At 70.8% G+C, this 15,354-nt stretch carries 16 protein-coding genes and 1 pseudogene; 5 read left to right on the forward strand and 12 right to left on the reverse strand.

The genetic code is table 11. From position 1 onward, the window contains the following. A pseudogene (locus tag LMH63_RS10865) lies at positions 1 to 607 on the reverse strand (rhomboid family intramembrane serine protease). Positions 608 to 684: 77 nt separating this feature from the next. Between LMH63_RS10865 and LMH63_RS10870 the strand changes: the two are divergent. Beyond that, entirely contained in the window at positions 685 to 1,446 is a 762-nt protein-coding gene (locus LMH63_RS10870) for an HAD-IIA family hydrolase (protein ID WP_109675532.1), read from the forward strand. Here LMH63_RS10870 and LMH63_RS10875 read toward each other — a convergent pair. Beyond that, entirely contained in the window at positions 1,412 to 2,323 is a 912-nt protein-coding gene (locus tag LMH63_RS10875) for a methylated-DNA--[protein]-cysteine S-methyltransferase (protein ID WP_109675534.1), read from the reverse strand. The genes LMH63_RS10870 and LMH63_RS10875 overlap by 35 nt on opposite strands. 86 nt (positions 2,324 to 2,409) lie before the next feature. Between LMH63_RS10875 and LMH63_RS10880 the strand changes: the two genes are divergently transcribed. The 3 genes from LMH63_RS10880 to LMH63_RS10890 all read left to right on the forward strand — a co-directional run bounded on the left by LMH63_RS10880 (position 2,410) and on the right by LMH63_RS10890 (position 6,546). Then, positions 2,410 to 3,105 (forward strand): CPBP family intramembrane glutamic endopeptidase, encoded by a 696-nt coding sequence (locus LMH63_RS10880; protein WP_109675537.1) that lies wholly within the window; start codon positions 2,410 to 2,412, stop codon positions 3,103 to 3,105. Positions 3,106 to 3,143: 38 nt separating this feature from the next. After that, positions 3,144 to 4,412, forward strand: coding sequence for a peptidase M42 (locus tag LMH63_RS10885; RefSeq protein ID WP_109675538.1), 1,269 nt, complete (start codon positions 3,144 to 3,146; stop codon positions 4,410 to 4,412). 148 nt (positions 4,413 to 4,560) lie between these two features. Next, entirely contained in the window at positions 4,561 to 6,546 is a 1,986-nt protein-coding gene (locus LMH63_RS10890) for a PhoX family protein (RefSeq protein WP_229332562.1), read from the forward strand. Positions 6,547 to 6,582: 36 nt separating this feature from the next. On the opposite strand, the gene pbpG is transcribed toward LMH63_RS10890, so the two are convergent. The 8 genes from pbpG to LMH63_RS10930 form a co-directional block, all read right to left on the reverse strand. Continuing rightward, on the reverse strand, positions 6,583 to 7,515 hold the full coding sequence (gene pbpG, locus LMH63_RS10895; RefSeq protein ID WP_109675752.1) for a D-alanyl-D-alanine endopeptidase: 933 nt from the start codon (positions 7,513 to 7,515) through the stop codon (positions 6,583 to 6,585). 140 nt (positions 7,516 to 7,655) lie between these two features. Beyond that, complete coding sequence (locus LMH63_RS10900; protein ID WP_109675542.1) at positions 7,656 to 8,249, reverse strand: NYN domain-containing protein; 594 nt, start codon at positions 8,247 to 8,249, stop codon at positions 7,656 to 7,658. An 88-nt stretch (positions 8,250 to 8,337) separates the two neighbouring features. Then, positions 8,338 to 8,670: a DUF4124 domain-containing protein gene (locus LMH63_RS10905; RefSeq protein ID WP_158280269.1), complete on the reverse strand. Its 333-nt coding sequence runs from the start codon at positions 8,668 to 8,670 to the stop codon at positions 8,338 to 8,340. Positions 8,671 to 8,881: 211 nt separating this feature from the next. Continuing rightward, positions 8,882 to 9,325 carry a hypothetical protein gene (locus tag LMH63_RS10910; protein ID WP_109675546.1) on the reverse strand — a complete coding sequence of 148 codons (444 nt, stop codon included), beginning with the start codon at positions 9,323 to 9,325 and terminating at the stop codon, positions 8,882 to 8,884. Positions 9,326 to 9,340: 15 nt separating this feature from the next. Continuing rightward, positions 9,341 to 9,883, reverse strand: coding sequence for a superoxide dismutase family protein (locus tag LMH63_RS10915; RefSeq protein WP_109675548.1), 543 nt, complete (start codon positions 9,881 to 9,883; stop codon positions 9,341 to 9,343). A 76-nt stretch (positions 9,884 to 9,959) separates the two neighbouring features. Beyond that, positions 9,960 to 10,604, reverse strand: a complete 645-nt coding sequence (locus LMH63_RS10920) for a DUF6064 family protein (RefSeq protein ID WP_109675550.1) — start codon at positions 10,602 to 10,604, stop codon at positions 9,960 to 9,962. 33 nt (positions 10,605 to 10,637) lie between these two features. Beyond that, the gene (locus LMH63_RS10925) at positions 10,638 to 11,552 is read right to left on the reverse strand and encodes an aldo/keto reductase (RefSeq protein ID WP_109675552.1); all 915 of its coding nucleotides are present in this window, start codon (positions 11,550 to 11,552) and stop codon (positions 10,638 to 10,640) included. 125 nt (positions 11,553 to 11,677) lie between these two features. Then, complete coding sequence (locus tag LMH63_RS10930; protein WP_109675554.1) at positions 11,678 to 12,151, reverse strand: hypothetical protein; 474 nt, start codon at positions 12,149 to 12,151, stop codon at positions 11,678 to 11,680. Between the two features lie 168 nt (positions 12,152 to 12,319). On the opposite strand from LMH63_RS10930, the gene LMH63_RS10935 reads away from it, so the two are divergent. Next, positions 12,320 to 13,567, forward strand: a complete 1,248-nt coding sequence (locus LMH63_RS10935) for an MgtC/SapB family protein (RefSeq protein ID WP_109675556.1) — start codon at positions 12,320 to 12,322, stop codon at positions 13,565 to 13,567. Between the two features lie 62 nt (positions 13,568 to 13,629). Here the strand turns inward: LMH63_RS10935 and LMH63_RS10940 are convergent, their stop codons facing one another. After that, positions 13,630 to 14,424: an ABC transporter ATP-binding protein gene (locus LMH63_RS10940; protein ID WP_109675557.1), complete on the reverse strand. Its 795-nt coding sequence runs from the start codon at positions 14,422 to 14,424 to the stop codon at positions 13,630 to 13,632. After that, positions 14,421 to 15,344: an ABC transporter permease gene (locus LMH63_RS10945; protein WP_109675559.1), complete on the reverse strand. Its 924-nt coding sequence runs from the start codon at positions 15,342 to 15,344 to the stop codon at positions 14,421 to 14,423. Before LMH63_RS10945 ends, LMH63_RS10940 begins: the two co-directional genes overlap by 4 nt. Positions 15,345 to 15,354 lie beyond the last annotated feature (10 nt).

The following is a 15,354-nucleotide window of genomic DNA, read 5'->3' on the forward strand; positions in this document are numbered from 1 at the left end:
TCAGAGGAACGGCGGCGACAGCAGCTCGGCGAGGAAGCGGGGCAGCAGCCGCGGCTCCAGCAGCAGCATTGAAGGCCACGCCCCAGGCACCGCCCCAGAGGTGGGCGCTGTGGTTGATGGCGTCCTGCCCCTGACGCTCGGCGTACACCGAGTAGGCGACATAGGCGGCAGCGAAGATGATCGCCGGCACCGGCACCACGAACACCAGCAGCGTGCTCCAGGGCGCCAGCAGGATGTAGGCAAAGAGCATCGCAGAGACTGCCCCGGAGGCGCCGAGGCTGCGGTAGCCCGGGTCGCGCCGGTGGCGGAAGTGGCTGGGCAGCATCGCGACCACGATGCCGGCGGCGTAGAAGAGCACGAACCCCTCGATGCCGATGCGCGGCGCCAGCACCCGCTCCATGGTGCTGCCAAAGAAGTACAGCGTCACCATGTTGAACACGAGGTGGGCGCCGTCGGCGTGCACCAGGCCGTGGGTCAGCAGCCGCCACCACTCGCCCCGGGCGACCGCAGGCGGCCAGTAGATCAGCCGATCGAGCCAGTCCGGCCGCTGCCAGGCATACCAGGACACGGCGGCGGTGACGGCGATCAGGAACAGAGTGGCGTTCATGCAGTCTCCTGCAGGCTAGGCGCCGTTACCATACCGGATCGCCCGGCCGCGCGCCGTTGCCATTGCAAGGAGTCTGCATGAGTCGCGTTTTCCGCCACTGGCTGCTGGATCTGGACGGGGTCGTCTATGTGGGCGATGCGCCGCTGCCGGGCGCGCCGGAGGCCGTCGAGACCCTGCGTCGCCGGGGCTGCCGCGTGCGTTTCCTCACCAACGACCCGCTGCCCACCCGCGCGGCGGCGGCGGCGCGGCTGGAGCGCTACGGCATCCCCGCCGAGGCGAAGGACATGGTGACCTCCGGCTGGGCGACGGCCCGGACGCTGCGCGGCCGGGGCCTGGAGCGGGTGGCCGTGATCGGCAGTGACGGGCTGCGCGAGGAGATCGCGGCGGCTGGCCTGGCTCTGGTGAGCGATGACTCCGCGGAGGCCCTGGTGGTGGGCTGCGACGACGGCATTGGCTACGCGGACCTGCGCCTTGGCGTGCGCCTGCTGCACCGCGGTGCGGCGTTCGTTGCCACCAATGCCGACGCGGTCTTTCCCACGCCGGAGGGCCCGGCCCCCGCCACGGGCGCCATCGTCGCCGCGCTGCGTTACGCGTCGGGCCGCGAGGCGGAAGTGATCGGCAAGCCCTCGCCGGCGATGTTCGAGGCCGCCCTCGAGGGCGCGCCCCGGGAGGCGGCGGTGATGGTCGGGGATACGCCGGCCACGGACATCGCCGGGGCCCGCCGGGCTGGCATCGCCGCGGTGCTGGTGGCGGCAGACGGCGCCAGCCCTGGGCTGCCCCCGGAGCTGCGCCCCGACCGGGTCGTCAGAGGGCTGGCGGAGCTGCTGGCCGATGGCTGAACGGTGGATCCGCCGGTGCGCCGCCGTACCGGGCGGCCTCCCAGCCCACCAGCGCGCGCTTGCGCAGGGCGCCGCCGGCGTACTCGCCGAGCACGCCGCTGGCGCGAACCACGCGATGGCACGGGATCAGCAGCGCTATGGGATTGGCGCCCACCGCCCGCCCCACGGCGCGGTTTGCCCGCGGGCGACCGATGAACCGTGCGATATCGCCGTAGCTGGCGAGCGTGCCCGGCGGCAGCGCCAGCAGCGCCCGCCAGACGCTGAGCTCGAAGTTCGTGCCGCGGGGGGCGAGAGCGCAGGGCGGCGGCGCCGAGCCGTCCAGCGCGGCGGCCACGGCACCGGTGGCCCGCGCATCCGTGTCGAGCCGCGCTGCCGGGTAGGCTCGGCGCAGATCCGCCAGGGCCGCGGCCTGGTCGTCGGCGAACTCGAGATGGCAGATGCCCTCGGGCGCCAGGGCGATCAGCACACGGCCGAACGGGCTGTCGTGGCAGCCCACGCGCAGGCTGAGCCCGCGGCCGCCAGTGCGGTAGCGCCCGGGCGTCATGCCGTCGCTGGCGAGAATCAGGTCATGCAGCCGCGAGGGTCCGGAGAGCCCGCCATCCAGTGCCGCCTCCAGCACGCTGCGCCCGGCGCGCAGGCGGGCACGGGTGTGCTCCACGGTGAGGAACTGCAGGAAGCGTTTCGGCGAGATCCCCGCCCAGCGCTGGAACAGGCGCTGGAAGTGAGCCGGACTGAGGTGCACCGCTGCCGCTACGGTCTCCAGCGCCGGCTGCTCGCGCCAGTGTTGCTCCAGATAGGCGAGGGCGGCCACCACCCGGCGGAAATCCTCCGGGCGGGCGGCGACCGCGGCGTCGTGGGGGGTCGTTGCGGTGTCCATGGCGGCAGGGTAACGCGCCCATGCGCCGGCGCCACCCGAATCCTGCGCCCGCGGACGCCAGGCGCCGCACTGCCGGGAGCCCGCGCATGAGCCGCTGGAGCGCGCTGCTGGACGTCACCCTCGGAGTGATGCTCACGCTTGCCGCCGGCCTGCTGGCGAGTCTGCTCGGCGGCTGGCTGTTCGGCACGCTCGGCCTGCCGCTGCTTACGCTTGCCCTGGTGCAGGGGGTGATCATCCTGCTGGGTCTGCGCGCGCTGCTGCACTGGCGCGGCGAGGGCTGGCGGGGGCTCGGCCTGGTGCCGCCGCGCCCGGTGGATGTCCTGCGCGGTCTCGGCGCGCTGGCGCTGGTGTTCGCGCTGAACGCGACGGTGGCGCTGGCGGCTGACTGGCTGGCCCCGGAGGTGCTCGCGGATCATCAGCAGCGCCTAGGCGGCGTTGCCCAGCTCATGGCGGGGAGCGTGCCCATGGCCGGCGTGGCCGCGGTGATGTTCTTCGTGGGCTTCTATGAGGAGGTGATGGCCCGGGGCTTCCTGCTTGCCCGCTGCCGTCGCCTGCTGCCCGGCCGCTGGCCACCGGTGCTGCTGTCCTCGCTGCTGTTCGGCCTGGGGCATGCCTACCAGGGGGCCTTCGGGGTCGCCCAGACGGCGCTGATCGGGGTCGTGCTGGCGCTGCTCTACCTGCGCTGGCAGACGCTCTGGCCGCTGATCATCGCCCACGGCCTGCTCAACACCATCGCCATCGCCGCCTTCCGAGCCATCGACGGCGGCGGCGCGTTATCCTGATGCCCGATTGACCACACTTGAACACGGGAGAAGCCACCATGGCCGAGAACGACGCCCCCTGGAACCAGCCCATGCCGGAGGGCCAGTTCCAGCTCATGCACGACATCCTGGCGGCACCGAGCCCCATTGGTATCGAAGGCGCCATGACGCTGGGCGTGCTCAAGCCCTATTTCGAGAGCTTCGCACCGTCAGGCTGGGCGGTGCAGCAGTTCAAGGGCCACGCCGGCGTGATCCTGGATACCCATCCGGGGCGCGACGACCTGTTCAAGGTCATGGTCATCGGACACGCCGACAAGATCCGCATGCAGGTGCGCAGCATCGGCGAGGACGGCAAGATCTGGATCAACAGCGACTCCTTCCTGCCCACCACGCTGATTGGGCATGAGGTGGTGCTGTTCAGCGAGGATCCGGAGCAGCCCGGCCGCTACCGCCGCATCGAGGGCGGCACGGTAGAGGCGCTCGGCGCCATCCACTTCGCCGACCAGAGCGTGCGCACCGGTGAGAAGGGCGTGAAAAAGGAGCAGCTCTACCTGGAGCTGCAGCTGACCGGCCCGAAAAAGAAGAAGCAGGTGGAGGACCTCGGTATCCGACCCGGCGACAGCATCCTCCTGAATCGGCCCATTCGCCGCGGCTTCGGGCCGGACAGCTTCTATGGCGCCTACCTGGATAACGGCCTCGGCTGCTTCGTCACCGCCGAGACCGCGCGCATGATCGCCGAATGGGGCGGGGCCGAGAACATCCGCATGCTCTTCACCGTTGCCACCTACGAGGAGATCGGCCGCTTCGGCAGCCGGGTGCTGGCCGGGGAGATGGCACCGGACGCCATCGTCGGCGTGGATGTGAACCACGACTTCAGCGCCGCGCCGGGCGTCGCCGACAAGCGATTCTGCCCGCTGGAGATGGGCAAGGGCTTCACCCTGAGTGTCGGCTCCGTCGTCAGCGAGCAGCTGAACAGCATCATCGAGGCCACCGCCAGGGAACACGGCATCCCGATGCAACGGGACGTGGTCGGGGTGGACACCGGTACCGACGGCATGGCGGGCGTGCTCGGCAACGTTGACTGCGCGGCCACCTCGGTGGGCTTCCCCATCCGCAACATGCATACCATCTCGGAAAGCGGCTGCACGCGGGACGTCATCGCAGCAATTCACGGCGTCGCCCGGGCGCTGCAGGCACTGGACCGGGCGGAGACCGAGCCGGGCACGCTGGCGCGCCGCTTTCGCGAGAACCACCCCCGCCTCGATCAGGCGGCGCCGCTGGCACACCCGGGGCTTCCGGCGGATGAGGACAAGGACGCCGACGCCTGAAGCCGATCGACGCCGCGGGCGGGGGCGCCCGCGGCGCACCCCGGATGCCGACGAACGGTGTGCGCCGGGCTCGTGCTGCAACAAAACTGACTCCATGCGGCGGTAGTTTGGAATGGCTCCATCCACAACGTTGCATCGGAGGTGCCCCGTGAGTGCTGTCGATCCCCGCGCCCCTTCCGCCTATCGCCCGGAACCCGAGTCCAACAGTGATCCCAACGAGCCCGTGGACAACCCCTCCACGAACCCGACCTTCGCGGAAGTGCTTGAGCGCCGTTGCTCACGGCGGGATGTCCTGCGCGGCAGCCTGAATGCCGTGGTGGCCGGACTGGTCGTCGGCTCGGGCCTGCCGGCACTGGCCCGCGCGGCCACGGCGCCCGGCGCTGACCATGCCGCCGCGCCGCTGCTTGGCTTCGAGGCAATCCCGGTGGACTTCGAGTATCGGGTGCAGGTGCCCCGCGGTTACCGGGCGCAGGCCTTCCTGCCCTGGGGCACGCCGATCTGCGGCCATTTCCCGGCTTATCGGGATGGCGGCGGCAACAGCGGGGCCGACCAGGAATGCCAGGTGGGTTACAACCACGACGGCATGCACTACTTCCCCCTCGATGGCGCCAGTTCCGAGAGCCATCACGGCGTGCTGTGCATCAACCATGAGTACATCCAGCCCTCGGACCTGCATCCGAACGGCCCCACCGTGGAGGACGGGGTGCGCACCGTCGCGGACGAGGTACGCAAGGAAATCGCCGCCCACGGGGTTTCCGTCGTGGAGATCCGGCGCAATCCCGGCAGCCGTTCCTGGGAGGTGGTGCGCGGCACCCTCAACCGACGGATTACCGCCAGCACGCCGATGGAGATCGCCGGGCCGGCTCGCGGCTCTGCGCTGCTGCGCACGCGCTTCAGCCCCGAGGGCACGCGCACCCGCGGCACCGTCAATAACTGCGCCAACGGGTATACGCCGTGGGGCACCTACCTCACCTGCGAGGAGAACTTCCACGGCTACTTCCTGAACACCGGCGAGCAGCCGCGTGAACATGCCCGCTATGGTGTGGCCGCGGAGAAGACCCGGTATGGCTGGGAGAGCGTGCGGGACATCGATGAGTTTGCGCGCTTTGATGCCACCCCCCGGGGTGAGGAGGCCACCGCCGACTACCGCAACGAGCCGAACACCTTCGGCTGGGTCGTGGAGATCGACCCGATGGACCCGGAGGGCATACCGGTCAAGCGCACGGCGCTCGGGCGGTTTCGCCACGAGGGGGCCTGGATGGCACCCCCGGTCACCGGCCGGCCGCTGACCGTGTATATGGGCGACGATGCCCGGTTCGAGTACATCTACAAGTTCGTGACCCGCGAGCCCTACAACCCGCGTACCGCAAGCGGTGCGCTGCTGGACGAGGGCACGCTGTACGTCGCCCGCTTCCACGACGACGGCACCGGCGAGTGGGTTGCCCTGGACTTCGAGGATCCGCGGTTTCGCGCTGCCGCCCGCGAGGCGGGCGTGACGTTCGCGGACCAGGCGGATGTGCTGGTGAATACCCGCACTGCCGCAGATGTGGTCGGCGCCACGAAGATGGACCGGCCGGAATGGGGTACGGTGAATCCCCAGACCGGCGAGGTCTACATGACGCTCACCAACAACAGCGAGCGGGAGCCGGACCAGACCAACGCCGCCAATCCGCGCGGGCCGAATGCCTACGGGCAGATCATCCGCTGGCGGGAGGCGGAGGGCGAGCACCACGCCACCCGCTTCGAGTGGGATCTGTTCGTGGTGGCAGGGCCGCCGGACAACAGCCGGATCTTCAACGGCCAGCCGCTCGATGCCAGCAACGTGTTCAACAGCCCGGACGGGCTCTGGTTCGATCCGAACGGTGTGCTCTGGATTCAGACCGACGGCGATCAGAGCGAGCCCTTCGGCAACAACCAGATGCTGGCGGCGGACCCACGCACCGGTGAGATCCGGCGGTTTTTCACCGGCGCCCGGGACTGCGAGGTGACCGGCGTGGACATGACCCCGGATGGCCGCACGATGTTCGTCAACGTGCAGCATCCCGGTGGCAGCTGGCCCGACGGCGGTGATAGCCGTCCGCGCCCGGCGACGGTGATCGTTACCCGGGACGACGGCGGGTTGATTGGCCTCTGAGTGAGGTAGTCCGCCTCTGCGCGATGAGCCGGCGCCTCAGCGCCGGCTCATCGATTCCGGCCCCTCTGCCGCGGGCCTGGTGCTCTTCAGCGCCGCCGCTCGCCGGCGTTCGTATTCCAGGGCCGCACCGGCCACGCTTCCGCCCTCGCCAGTCTCCAGCCAGCGGCGCACCCGGCCCGCATCACCAATGGGCGTACGGGAGCCGAAGCTGTTCAGAAACACCATGGCGAGGGGCCTGCCACCGGGGTTGGCGACCATCACCAGGCAGCGACCCGACTCGTTCAGATAGCCCGTCTTGCTGAGCGTGACCCGCCAGCCCGCGCGATGCACCAGCGGATTGGTGTTGCCATAGCCGAGCGTATAGCGGGGTCCGCGGAAGCGGGCGGTGCGGGCCGGCGTCGTGCTGTACTCACGGATCTCGGGGTAGGCATGCGCGGCGTTCACCAGACGCAGCAGGTCCCGGGCGCTCGCGCGGTTGTCGGGCGACAGGCCGCTCGGGTCGACGAAGCGCGACCGCGTCATGCCGAGGCGCTGGGCCGCCTCGTTCATCGCCGCGACAAAGCCCTTGCGGCCCCCGGGGTGATGCGCCGCGAGGACGTGCGCCGCGAGGTTCTCCGAGGACATGAGCGCCAGCCGGAGCAGCTCCCCGCGCTGCAGGCGGGATCCGATCCGGATGCGGGAGTAGGCGTTCTTGGCCGGTGTCTGTTCCCTCGGCACCACGGTGAGCCACTCGTCCAGGGCGGCGCCGGACTCCAGGACCACGTAGGCGGTCATGAGCTTGGTGAGCGAGGCGATGGGCACCGCCACGTCCGCACGCTTCTCGTAGAGCGGCCTGTCCTCGCCGAGGACAGCGACGGCCGCGTGCACGGAGGCGAGCTGCAGGCTGCCGGGGTCGGGGCGCTCGTGCCCGCCCGCCGGCAGCGACAGGATGAGACAAAGGATGCCGAGGCAGAACCAACGAGTAAGCATGCGGGGCATCGTGCCGGAGTTTCCGGCGCCGGCAAAGGGTAACGTGTTCACGCCTCTGACTCCGCCATATTTGCATGCCTCGCGTCGCGGAAAACGCCAGCAGCGTCTGCGATGCGGGGTGGGGTGGGAGCGCCCCGGGACTACCCCGGCTGCCCGGCCACGGCATCCAGGTGCTGGTCGATCCAGACGATGCGGTCCGCGCGGGCCTGCAGGTCCGTGGCGACGCCGGTGGAGAACACGGCGAGCTCGATGCCCTTGCCGTTTTCCGAAAGGTGCTCGACGGCGTCGATGAGATCGCCATCGCCTGAGGAGAGGACCAGGCTGTCATAGCGCTCGCGGTGGATCAGCGCCAGCGTGGCGAGGCCGACATCGACCCCCATCTGGCGCTGGTTGAGCAGGGTGTGACCGCTGCCGCCATGCGGGCAGCTCACGTCAACCTTGTTGCCACAGTCCGCGCACCAGGCGTTGCGCACCCGCTCGCTCTTCAGCCCGTAGAGCCTCACGATCAGGTTCGGGCCGCCGGGGGCTGCGCTCTGCAGCCAGTTGTGGAAGCGGTCGCGCGCCTCATGGGCCTCGTCCTGCACGGCGTTGAGGAAGTAGCCGCGCCACAGCGGCCCGAGCTCCTGCTCGAGCAGTTGTCTGAGCTTCAGGTAGTCGACCCGGCGGTTCGGGCCGAGCAGCGCCAGGTTGTTGGCGTGGATGTAGCTTGCGTCGATCAGCCAGAGGCGGCGCATCAAGGCGCTCCATGGGGGCGGCAAAGGCAACAGGGTATCTCATTCACGCGCTCGCAGCCGGGAGACGTTTTACGGCGCACACTCCCAGCTAGTCACACCACTCGCCGATGCCACGCTGGGCCCGCTCGCGCGCCGCCAGCCACTGGCGGTTGTCCGGGCGGACATCGTCCAGCGCGTCGAGCTGCTCCAGGGCGCCGCGGAAGTCCCGGCAGCGAATGCGCTGCACCCGCTCGGAAACGCCCCCCGTGTTGCGGCCCGGTAGCCGCACCTCCCGCGCCTCGGCTCCCGGGGGTGGCGGTTCCTGGCTCATGTGGGTGACGCCATAGCGGTCGGTCCAGACATAGACGCGCTCCGCCGCGGCCTCCCGGACCGGGAGCAGCAGGGCAGACACCAGGGCGATGGCGATGATCAGCTGACGCACGCCGCCAGGGTAGCCGTCATCCCTCAAGTATGGTGCGAGCGATGCCGCAAATCTCTGGCAGGGCGCCATCCGCAGCGGGCGGATGGCGCCGTTTCTTTCCCCTCAGGGCACGATCAGCCCCGGCACCGCGCCGAAAGTCCTTGCCCGCCCTCGAGAGGCCGGCATCCGCCGCCGGCGGGTGCCGGCACGCGCCGTCAGCTCGCGGACCGGTTCAATAGGTCGAACCACCGCCGCCCGGCAGGATGCGCAGGCCGAGACCCGTGCCGAGGCCCCAGGCGCCGTTGATGATCAGGGCGGTGATCCAGATCATGGGGTCGAAGCCGGCGCCCACCGGGCCACCTTTCAGCGGGACGACCACGAACAGCGCCACCAGGCTCGGCAGGATGGCGCCAAAGGCGAACGCGGTGAGCCAGTAGCGCGCCGGAGGGAACCGGCCATCCACCAGGGCAAAGACGATGCCCCAGACCCCGCCCCAGAACGCCGCCGAGACGAACCGCGGCACGCCCAGAGGCGGGACAGGGTCCAGCGAGTAGGGGGCGAAGGGCGCCACCCCGGCGGCATGGAGCACCGCCAGGGTCAGCTGATGGAAAACCAGCACCGACAGTGCCCCGGCAGCGAAGCCGGTGACCGGTCGCAGCGGATGGCTCGCCTGCATGGACCGTCCTCCCCTTTAGCCCTCGATCACGCCGCAGGCAATGCGCCCGCCGGCACCGCCGATGGGCTGGGTCATGTGGTCATCCGGGTTTTCGTGCACCACCAGCGCGGCGCCATCCGCATCCAGCAGCTCCACGCCGACGCTGCCGTCGAGGCTTGCCCGCTCGTTGAACATCTGCGCCCAGGCGGTGCCGTCCTCGTGGACGTAGAAATTCGGCAGGTCGCCGGCATCGGGTCCGTCGCTGTTGAGGAAGCCGTGCTGGTGACCGTCCGGGTTGACGTGACCGCCGGACGCCTGGAAACCCTCCTCGCCGTCGGAGCAGTCGCCGACGGCGTGGATATGGATCGCCTTCGGCCCCGGCGGCATGTTCTCCGCCTCGATGGTCAGCGCCAGTCCGGCCGGACCCTGGTGGATGCTGACGGTGCCAAGCGTTGCGCCGTCGCGGCCCATGAGCGTGGCCGTGGCGTCGGCCTCGGCTGCGCCGGCGCTGGAGGCAGCGACGAGGCCCAGCGTCACGGCCGAGACAAGCAGCAGGGAACGGGGATGCAATGCAGACATAACGGCACTCCTTTTTCGCCGTGCGAAACACCACGCCCGGGGGACGTCGTGTGATTCTTCCTGTGCCAAGGATAGCTCACCGCTTGCGCTCCGGGCGGCTTCGGCGCTGCCACCAGAGCAGGCCGGGCAGCGCCAGCGCTACCAGGGCGAGGGGAAGCTCACGGGGCATGCCGAGGATCCAGCCGCTCGCGCCGGCGATAAGCCCCCAGAGGGCAGGGAGCAGGCAGAGGTGGATCGGCGTGCGCGCTGCCAGCAGCAGGATGCCCAGGGTGGCCAGGGCGGTGGGCGTCGGCGCGGTGCCGGCCATCGGCACGGCCTGCCAGCTGGCGCCCAGCGCCGCGGCCAGCGCCGGCTGGCCCAGCAGGGCGAAAGCGGCCACCGCGAGACCGATCCAGGCGAGGGCGCCCCGAGCGCTGGTCCCGGGGCGCCCGGCGAGCGCGCCGGTGACGAGCAGCAGCGCCGCCTGGAGTCCGAACAGGCCCGCATAGGCCGGAGCGGCGAAGTTGAGGACGGCGAATCGCTCATAGTGAAAGGCGATGCCGGTCCAGAGCCAGCCCGCCGCCAGCACCGCACAGCTCCCGCGCCAGCCCGTCGGGCCTCCGCGCCAGGCGAGGGCGAGCGCGATGGCGGTCAGCAGCCAGCCGATGACCCGCAGCGGTGCGATGGCGGCGTGATAGTCCGCCAGCAGGGCATCCAGCACCTCTGCCGTGTACGGCAGCATCGCATTCACCCCCTGCGGGTCAGCGGCGGCCGACTAACTGACGTAGCGCGCCATGCGCGCGCGCAGCTCAGCGTCCGGCAGTGGGCCGTCCAGCGCACCCATGTTCTCGCGCATGTGGTCGACACGGGTGGTCGCCGGGATGGCGCAGGTGACCACCGGGTGCGAAATGATGAACTTGAGCAGAAACTGCGGCCAGTTGCTGACGCTGATCTCGCCCGCCCAGTCGGGCAGCGGCCGGCCCTCGAATCGACGGATCAGCGCCTTGCGACGAAACGGGCGGTTGGCAATCACGGCGATGCCGCGGTCGGCGGCCAGGGGCAGCAGCCGTTCCTCGGCCTCGCGGTCGAGGATGTTATAGGTGAGCTGGACGAAGTCCAGCGGCTCCCGGCGCATGATGCGCTCGAGCTCCGCATGTCGCCGACCGTGGGAGGTGGTGACCCCGATGTACCGGATGCGCCCCGCCTCGCGCTGCTCGCGCAGCATCGGCAGGTGCGACTGCCAGTCCACGAGGTTGTGCACCTGCTCCAGATCGAGCCGCGACAGGCCCCAGAGGTCGAGGGATTCGGCAATCTGCTCCTCGCCGCCACCGGTCCAGCTCCAGACCTTGGTCGCCGAGAACAGTCCGGACGGATAGCCGAGGCGCTCCAGGCCGTAACCCACCACTGCCTCCGAGGAGCCGTACATGGGCGAGGAGTCGATCATCCCGCCGCCGTGCTCGAAGAATGCCCGCAGCACTTCGGTGCGCTCGTTACGCAACGCCGTGTCGTTGCCGACATTGAAGGTGATCCAGGTGCCCATGCCGACGGCAGGCACCGTCTCGCCGCTGGCAGGAATGGTCCGGCGATGCGCTGCCGCCGCCAGCGGGCGAAGTAGCGGCGGCGCGGCCAGCCAGGCGAGGCCACCCAGCAGCTGGCGGCGGGAGAGGCGGGGCGAGCGGCGGTCCTGCATGCAAGTGCTCCCCGATGGTCACGACCGTGCGGAGTGGGAGCCCCGACCCGGGCACGGCCGGGCCGCGCCGGGCTGGAGCCACGCCGGTGCCGGTGACTGTGACAACGGGAGCGGGGGGCCGAGTTTCAGTCCCGGAAGCGCAGGGTCAGGCGGTAGCGCTGGTCCTGGTCCTCGTGGGTCACCCGTATCGGAGCCGGGTCCGGGGAGCGGCGCCAGCTGCGATTGGCGAAACGGACTTCCCGGGTGCGGGGTGCCTCGATGAAGCTCTCGCCGCTGTCGCCGATGCGCGCGCGTCGGGTGCCCTCGGCGATGCGCATGCTGACCTCGGCGTCGATGATCAGCCCCGGATCAGCGTCCTGGCTCGGGCTGGCGGTGAGGGCGATGCGCAGCTGCGAGGCCTGGCCCGCAGCCTCCGGCTCCAGCACTTCCGTGCGCCCCTCGCGCAGCAGGGCCTCGCCGGCGGCGATGGTTTCGCCGCCGTCATTACCAAGCCGCGCCAGCTCGTAGCTGACCGGGTGGGCGCGCATCACCGGCGTCGCGGCGCTCGCGGCGGCAGGGAGCAGCAGGGCGAGGGTGAGGGCGATCAGCAGTCTGGCCATGACATGCCTCCGTGCGGCGACTCCGTGCACCGAACACCCGCAGTGTAGCGTCTCCGTGGGGCGCCGTCTCACACCGGGCTCCCGAGACCGGCCGCAACTTGCCCGAGCAGGACGCGGGCGCGCAGAGTGCCGGAGAGAACGGGCGCGCGGGGGTTTCGGCGGAGTCGCATGCAGCAGGATTTTCTCCAGCTCGGTGTCGCCCTCGTGATCGGCCTGCTGGTGGGGCTCGAACGTGGCTGGCGGTTGCGCGACGCCGACGAGGGCGCGCGTGTTGCGGGCATCCGCACCTTCGCCCTGGTCGGACTCGCGGGCGGGCTGGCCGGTGTGGTTTCCGACGGTCTCGGTGACTGGCTCGTGGTAGCCGCCTTGCTTGCGCTGGTGGCGCTGCTCTGGCGCGGATTCCAGCAGGAGGCCGAGCGCAGCGGCGATGTCGGCGTCACCACCGAGGTGGCCGTGGTGGTCACCTACCTGCTCGGCGTCATCGCCGTGCGGGGTGAGCCCGCCGTGGCCGCCGCCGGAGCGGTGGTGACGGCCGGCCTGCTCGGCAGCAAGGACGTCCTGCACGGCGCACTGCGGCGGCTGGACGAGCTCGAGCTGCGCGCGGTCCTGCAGCTTGCGCTGATCAGTATCGTGGTGCTGCCGGTGCTGCCCGACCGCGGTTACGGCCCGTGGGCTGCGCTGAATCCCCGCGAGATGTGGCTGATGGTCGTGCTGATCAGCGGCATCGGTTTCTTCAGCCACTTCGCGGTGCGAATCGCCGGGCCACGGCGCGGGCTGCTCGCCACGGGGCTGTTTGCGGGCCTCGCGTCTTCCACCGCCCTGACCCTGGCGCTCGCACGTGCGGCCCGGCAGACGCCCGAGCGGCAGCGGCTTCTGGCCGCCGCGGTGGTCATCGCGAGCACGATGATGTTTCCGCGCGTGCTGCTGGAGGTGGCGGCGGTGAACCGCGCCCTGGTGCCCTCCCTGCTCGCGCCGCTGCTGACCCTCACCGCAGTCGGCACGGCGGCGGCGGTCTGGCTAGCTATGCGCGCACGTGCCGTACCCGATCGTGGCGGTGGCGGGCCGGCACGGCCCTTCGAGCTCACGACGGCCCTGCAGTTCGCGGCCCTGCTGGCGGTGGTAATGCTTGCCGCCGAGGCGGCCCGGCGCTACTTCGGGGAGTCCGGCATCTATACCCTCGCGCTGCTCTCGGGGTTGACCGACGTGGATGCCATTACCCTCTCGCTGGGGCGCCTGGCGCGGGACGAGCTGGCGGCGCCGGTGGCTGTCCGGGGTATCGTCATCGCGGCGCTGGCGAATACCGCGGTGAAGGGCGGGCTGGTGCTGGCCCTCGCTGGCGGGCTCATGGGGCTCGCCGTCGCCGCCGCCCTGGGCGCGGTGCTGATCGCCGGCCTGCTGTGGCTACCGTTCCTCTAGCCCGCCTATCTCACCGATTCGCGGCTGCGGGCGTGGATCGGTGAGATAGGCGGGCTGGAGCCTCAGCCGAGGAGCAGGGCGTCGTCGGAGACGCTCTCCCCGCGCACCCGCTCGAACAGATGCAGCAGGTCCGCCACCCCCATGCCCCGGCGCTGCTCGCCGGCCACGTCGAGCACGACGCGGCCTTCGTGCAGCATCACGGTGCGCTCGCCGTGGTCCAGCGCCTGGCGCATGGAGTGGGTCACCATGAGCGTCGTAAGACCGAGCTCGCTGACCAGCTCGTCGGTGAGCTTGAGCACGAACGCGGCGGTGCGGGGATCGAGCGCGGCGGTATGCTCGTCGAGAAGCAGGATGCGGGTCGGGTTGAGCGTCGCCATGAGCAGGCTCACCGCCTGGCGCTGGCCGCCGGAGAGCAGGCCCATCCGGTCGCCCAGCCGGTGCTCGAGGCCGAGGTTGAGCGCGGCGATCCGCTCCCGGAAGCGCCGGCGCCGCGCACTCGCCACCGCCCGGGAAAGACCCCGGCGCCGGCCACGGGCGGCGGCGATGGCGAGGTTCTCCTCGATGGTCAGGCCCTCGCAGGTGCCGGCCATCGGGTCCTGGAACACGCGCGCCACCAGGGCAGCGCGGCGGGCCGTGGGCCAGGCGGTGACGTCGCGGTCGTCGACGCGCACGCGGCCGCTGTCCACGCCTGTCTCCCCGGCCAGGACGTTGAGCAGGGTCGACTTCCCGGCGCCGTTGGAGCCGATGACGGTGACGAACTGCCCGGTGGGAATGTCGAGATCGAGCCCGCGCAGGGCGTGGGTCTCTATGGCGGAGCCGGGGTTGAAGGTCACTTGGGCCTGCTCGACGCGGATCATCGGCCACCCCCCGTGCCGCCACTGCGCTGGCGGGCGGCTCGCAGGGCGCGCCGGCCGCGCAGGCCGGGGAGGGTCATGGCGAGCACCACGAGCACGGCGGTGATGAGCTTCAGATCCTGGGCCTGAAGGCCGAGAAAGTCCGCGTTGAGCGCGGCGGCCACTGCCAGCCGGTAGACCACCGAGCCGAGCACGCAGCCGAGGGCCGCCAGCAGCACGGTCCGTGGGCTGAGCAGCGCCTCGCCGAGGATCACCGCGGCGAGCCCGACGACGATGGTGCCAATGCCCATGGTGATGTCCGCGGCACCCTGGATCTGCGCGAACAGCGCACCGGCCAGCGCCACCAGGGCGTTGGCGAGGGCGATGCCGAGCAGCGTCATGGCACCGGTGCGCACGCCGTTGGCCCGGGCCATGCGCGGGTTGGCGCCGGTGGCGCGCATGGCGAGCCCGATCTCCGAGGTGAGGAAGCGGTGCACCAGCCAGACCGAGACCAGGAGCAGCCCCAGCAGGATAAGAGGCGTGACCCAGAAGAAGGGCAGCGGCAGCAATGCCTCGAAGGGCGTGAATACGGTGCGCTCGCCGAGCAGGGCAACGTTGGGCTTGCCCATGATGCGCAGGTTGACGGTGTGCAGCGAGATCATCACGAGGATGCTCGCCAGCAGGTTGAGGATGCCGAGACGCACGTTGAGCCAGGCCGTGACCAGACCGGCGAGCCCGCCCGCGACGAAGGCCACGGCGGTGGCAAGGAACGGATCGGCACCGCTGACGATCAGCGTCGCCGCCACACCCGCGCCGAGTGGCAGGCTGCCATCCACCGTCAGGTCGGGGAAATGCAGGACGCGGAAGCTCAGGTAGACGCCGAGGGCGACGAGGCCGAACAGCAGTCCGGCCTCGAGGGCCCCCAGCAGTGCGATGACGCTCACCGGGCCGGCA

It is taken from the genome of Spiribacter halobius (assembly GCF_020883455.1).
In the GTDB taxonomy this organism is placed as follows: Bacteria; Pseudomonadota; Gammaproteobacteria; order Nitrococcales; family Nitrococcaceae; genus Sediminicurvatus; species Sediminicurvatus halobius.

Excerpts from the sequence above, each read along its gene's own strand:
- LMH63_RS10870 (WP_109675532.1), top strand. The coding sequence starts at position 685 with ATGAGTCGCGTTTTCCGCCACTGGCTGCTGGATCTGGACGGGGTCGTC.
- LMH63_RS10875 (WP_109675534.1), bottom strand. The coding sequence starts at position 2,323 with ATGGACACCGCAACGACCCCCCACGACGCCGCGGTCGCCGCCCGCCCG.
- LMH63_RS10880 (WP_109675537.1), top strand. The coding sequence starts at position 2,410 with ATGAGCCGCTGGAGCGCGCTGCTGGACGTCACCCTCGGAGTGATGCTC.
- LMH63_RS10885 (WP_109675538.1), top strand. The coding sequence starts at position 3,144 with ATGGCCGAGAACGACGCCCCCTGGAACCAGCCCATGCCGGAGGGCCAG.
- pbpG (WP_109675752.1), bottom strand. The coding sequence starts at position 7,515 with ATGCTTACTCGTTGGTTCTGCCTCGGCATCCTTTGTCTCATCCTGTCG.
- LMH63_RS10900 (WP_109675542.1), bottom strand. The coding sequence starts at position 8,249 with ATGCGCCGCCTCTGGCTGATCGACGCAAGCTACATCCACGCCAACAAC.
- LMH63_RS10910 (WP_109675546.1), bottom strand. The coding sequence starts at position 9,325 with ATGCAGGCGAGCCATCCGCTGCGACCGGTCACCGGCTTCGCTGCCGGG.
- LMH63_RS10915 (WP_109675548.1), bottom strand. The coding sequence starts at position 9,883 with ATGTCTGCATTGCATCCCCGTTCCCTGCTGCTTGTCTCGGCCGTGACG.
- LMH63_RS10920 (WP_109675550.1), bottom strand. The coding sequence starts at position 10,604 with ATGCTGCCGTACACGGCAGAGGTGCTGGATGCCCTGCTGGCGGACTAT.
- LMH63_RS10925 (WP_109675552.1), bottom strand. The coding sequence starts at position 11,552 with ATGCAGGACCGCCGCTCGCCCCGCCTCTCCCGCCGCCAGCTGCTGGGT.
- LMH63_RS10930 (WP_109675554.1), bottom strand. The coding sequence starts at position 12,151 with ATGGCCAGACTGCTGATCGCCCTCACCCTCGCCCTGCTGCTCCCTGCC.
- LMH63_RS10935 (WP_109675556.1), top strand. The coding sequence starts at position 12,320 with ATGCAGCAGGATTTTCTCCAGCTCGGTGTCGCCCTCGTGATCGGCCTG.
- LMH63_RS10940 (WP_109675557.1), bottom strand. The coding sequence starts at position 14,424 with ATGATCCGCGTCGAGCAGGCCCAAGTGACCTTCAACCCCGGCTCCGCC.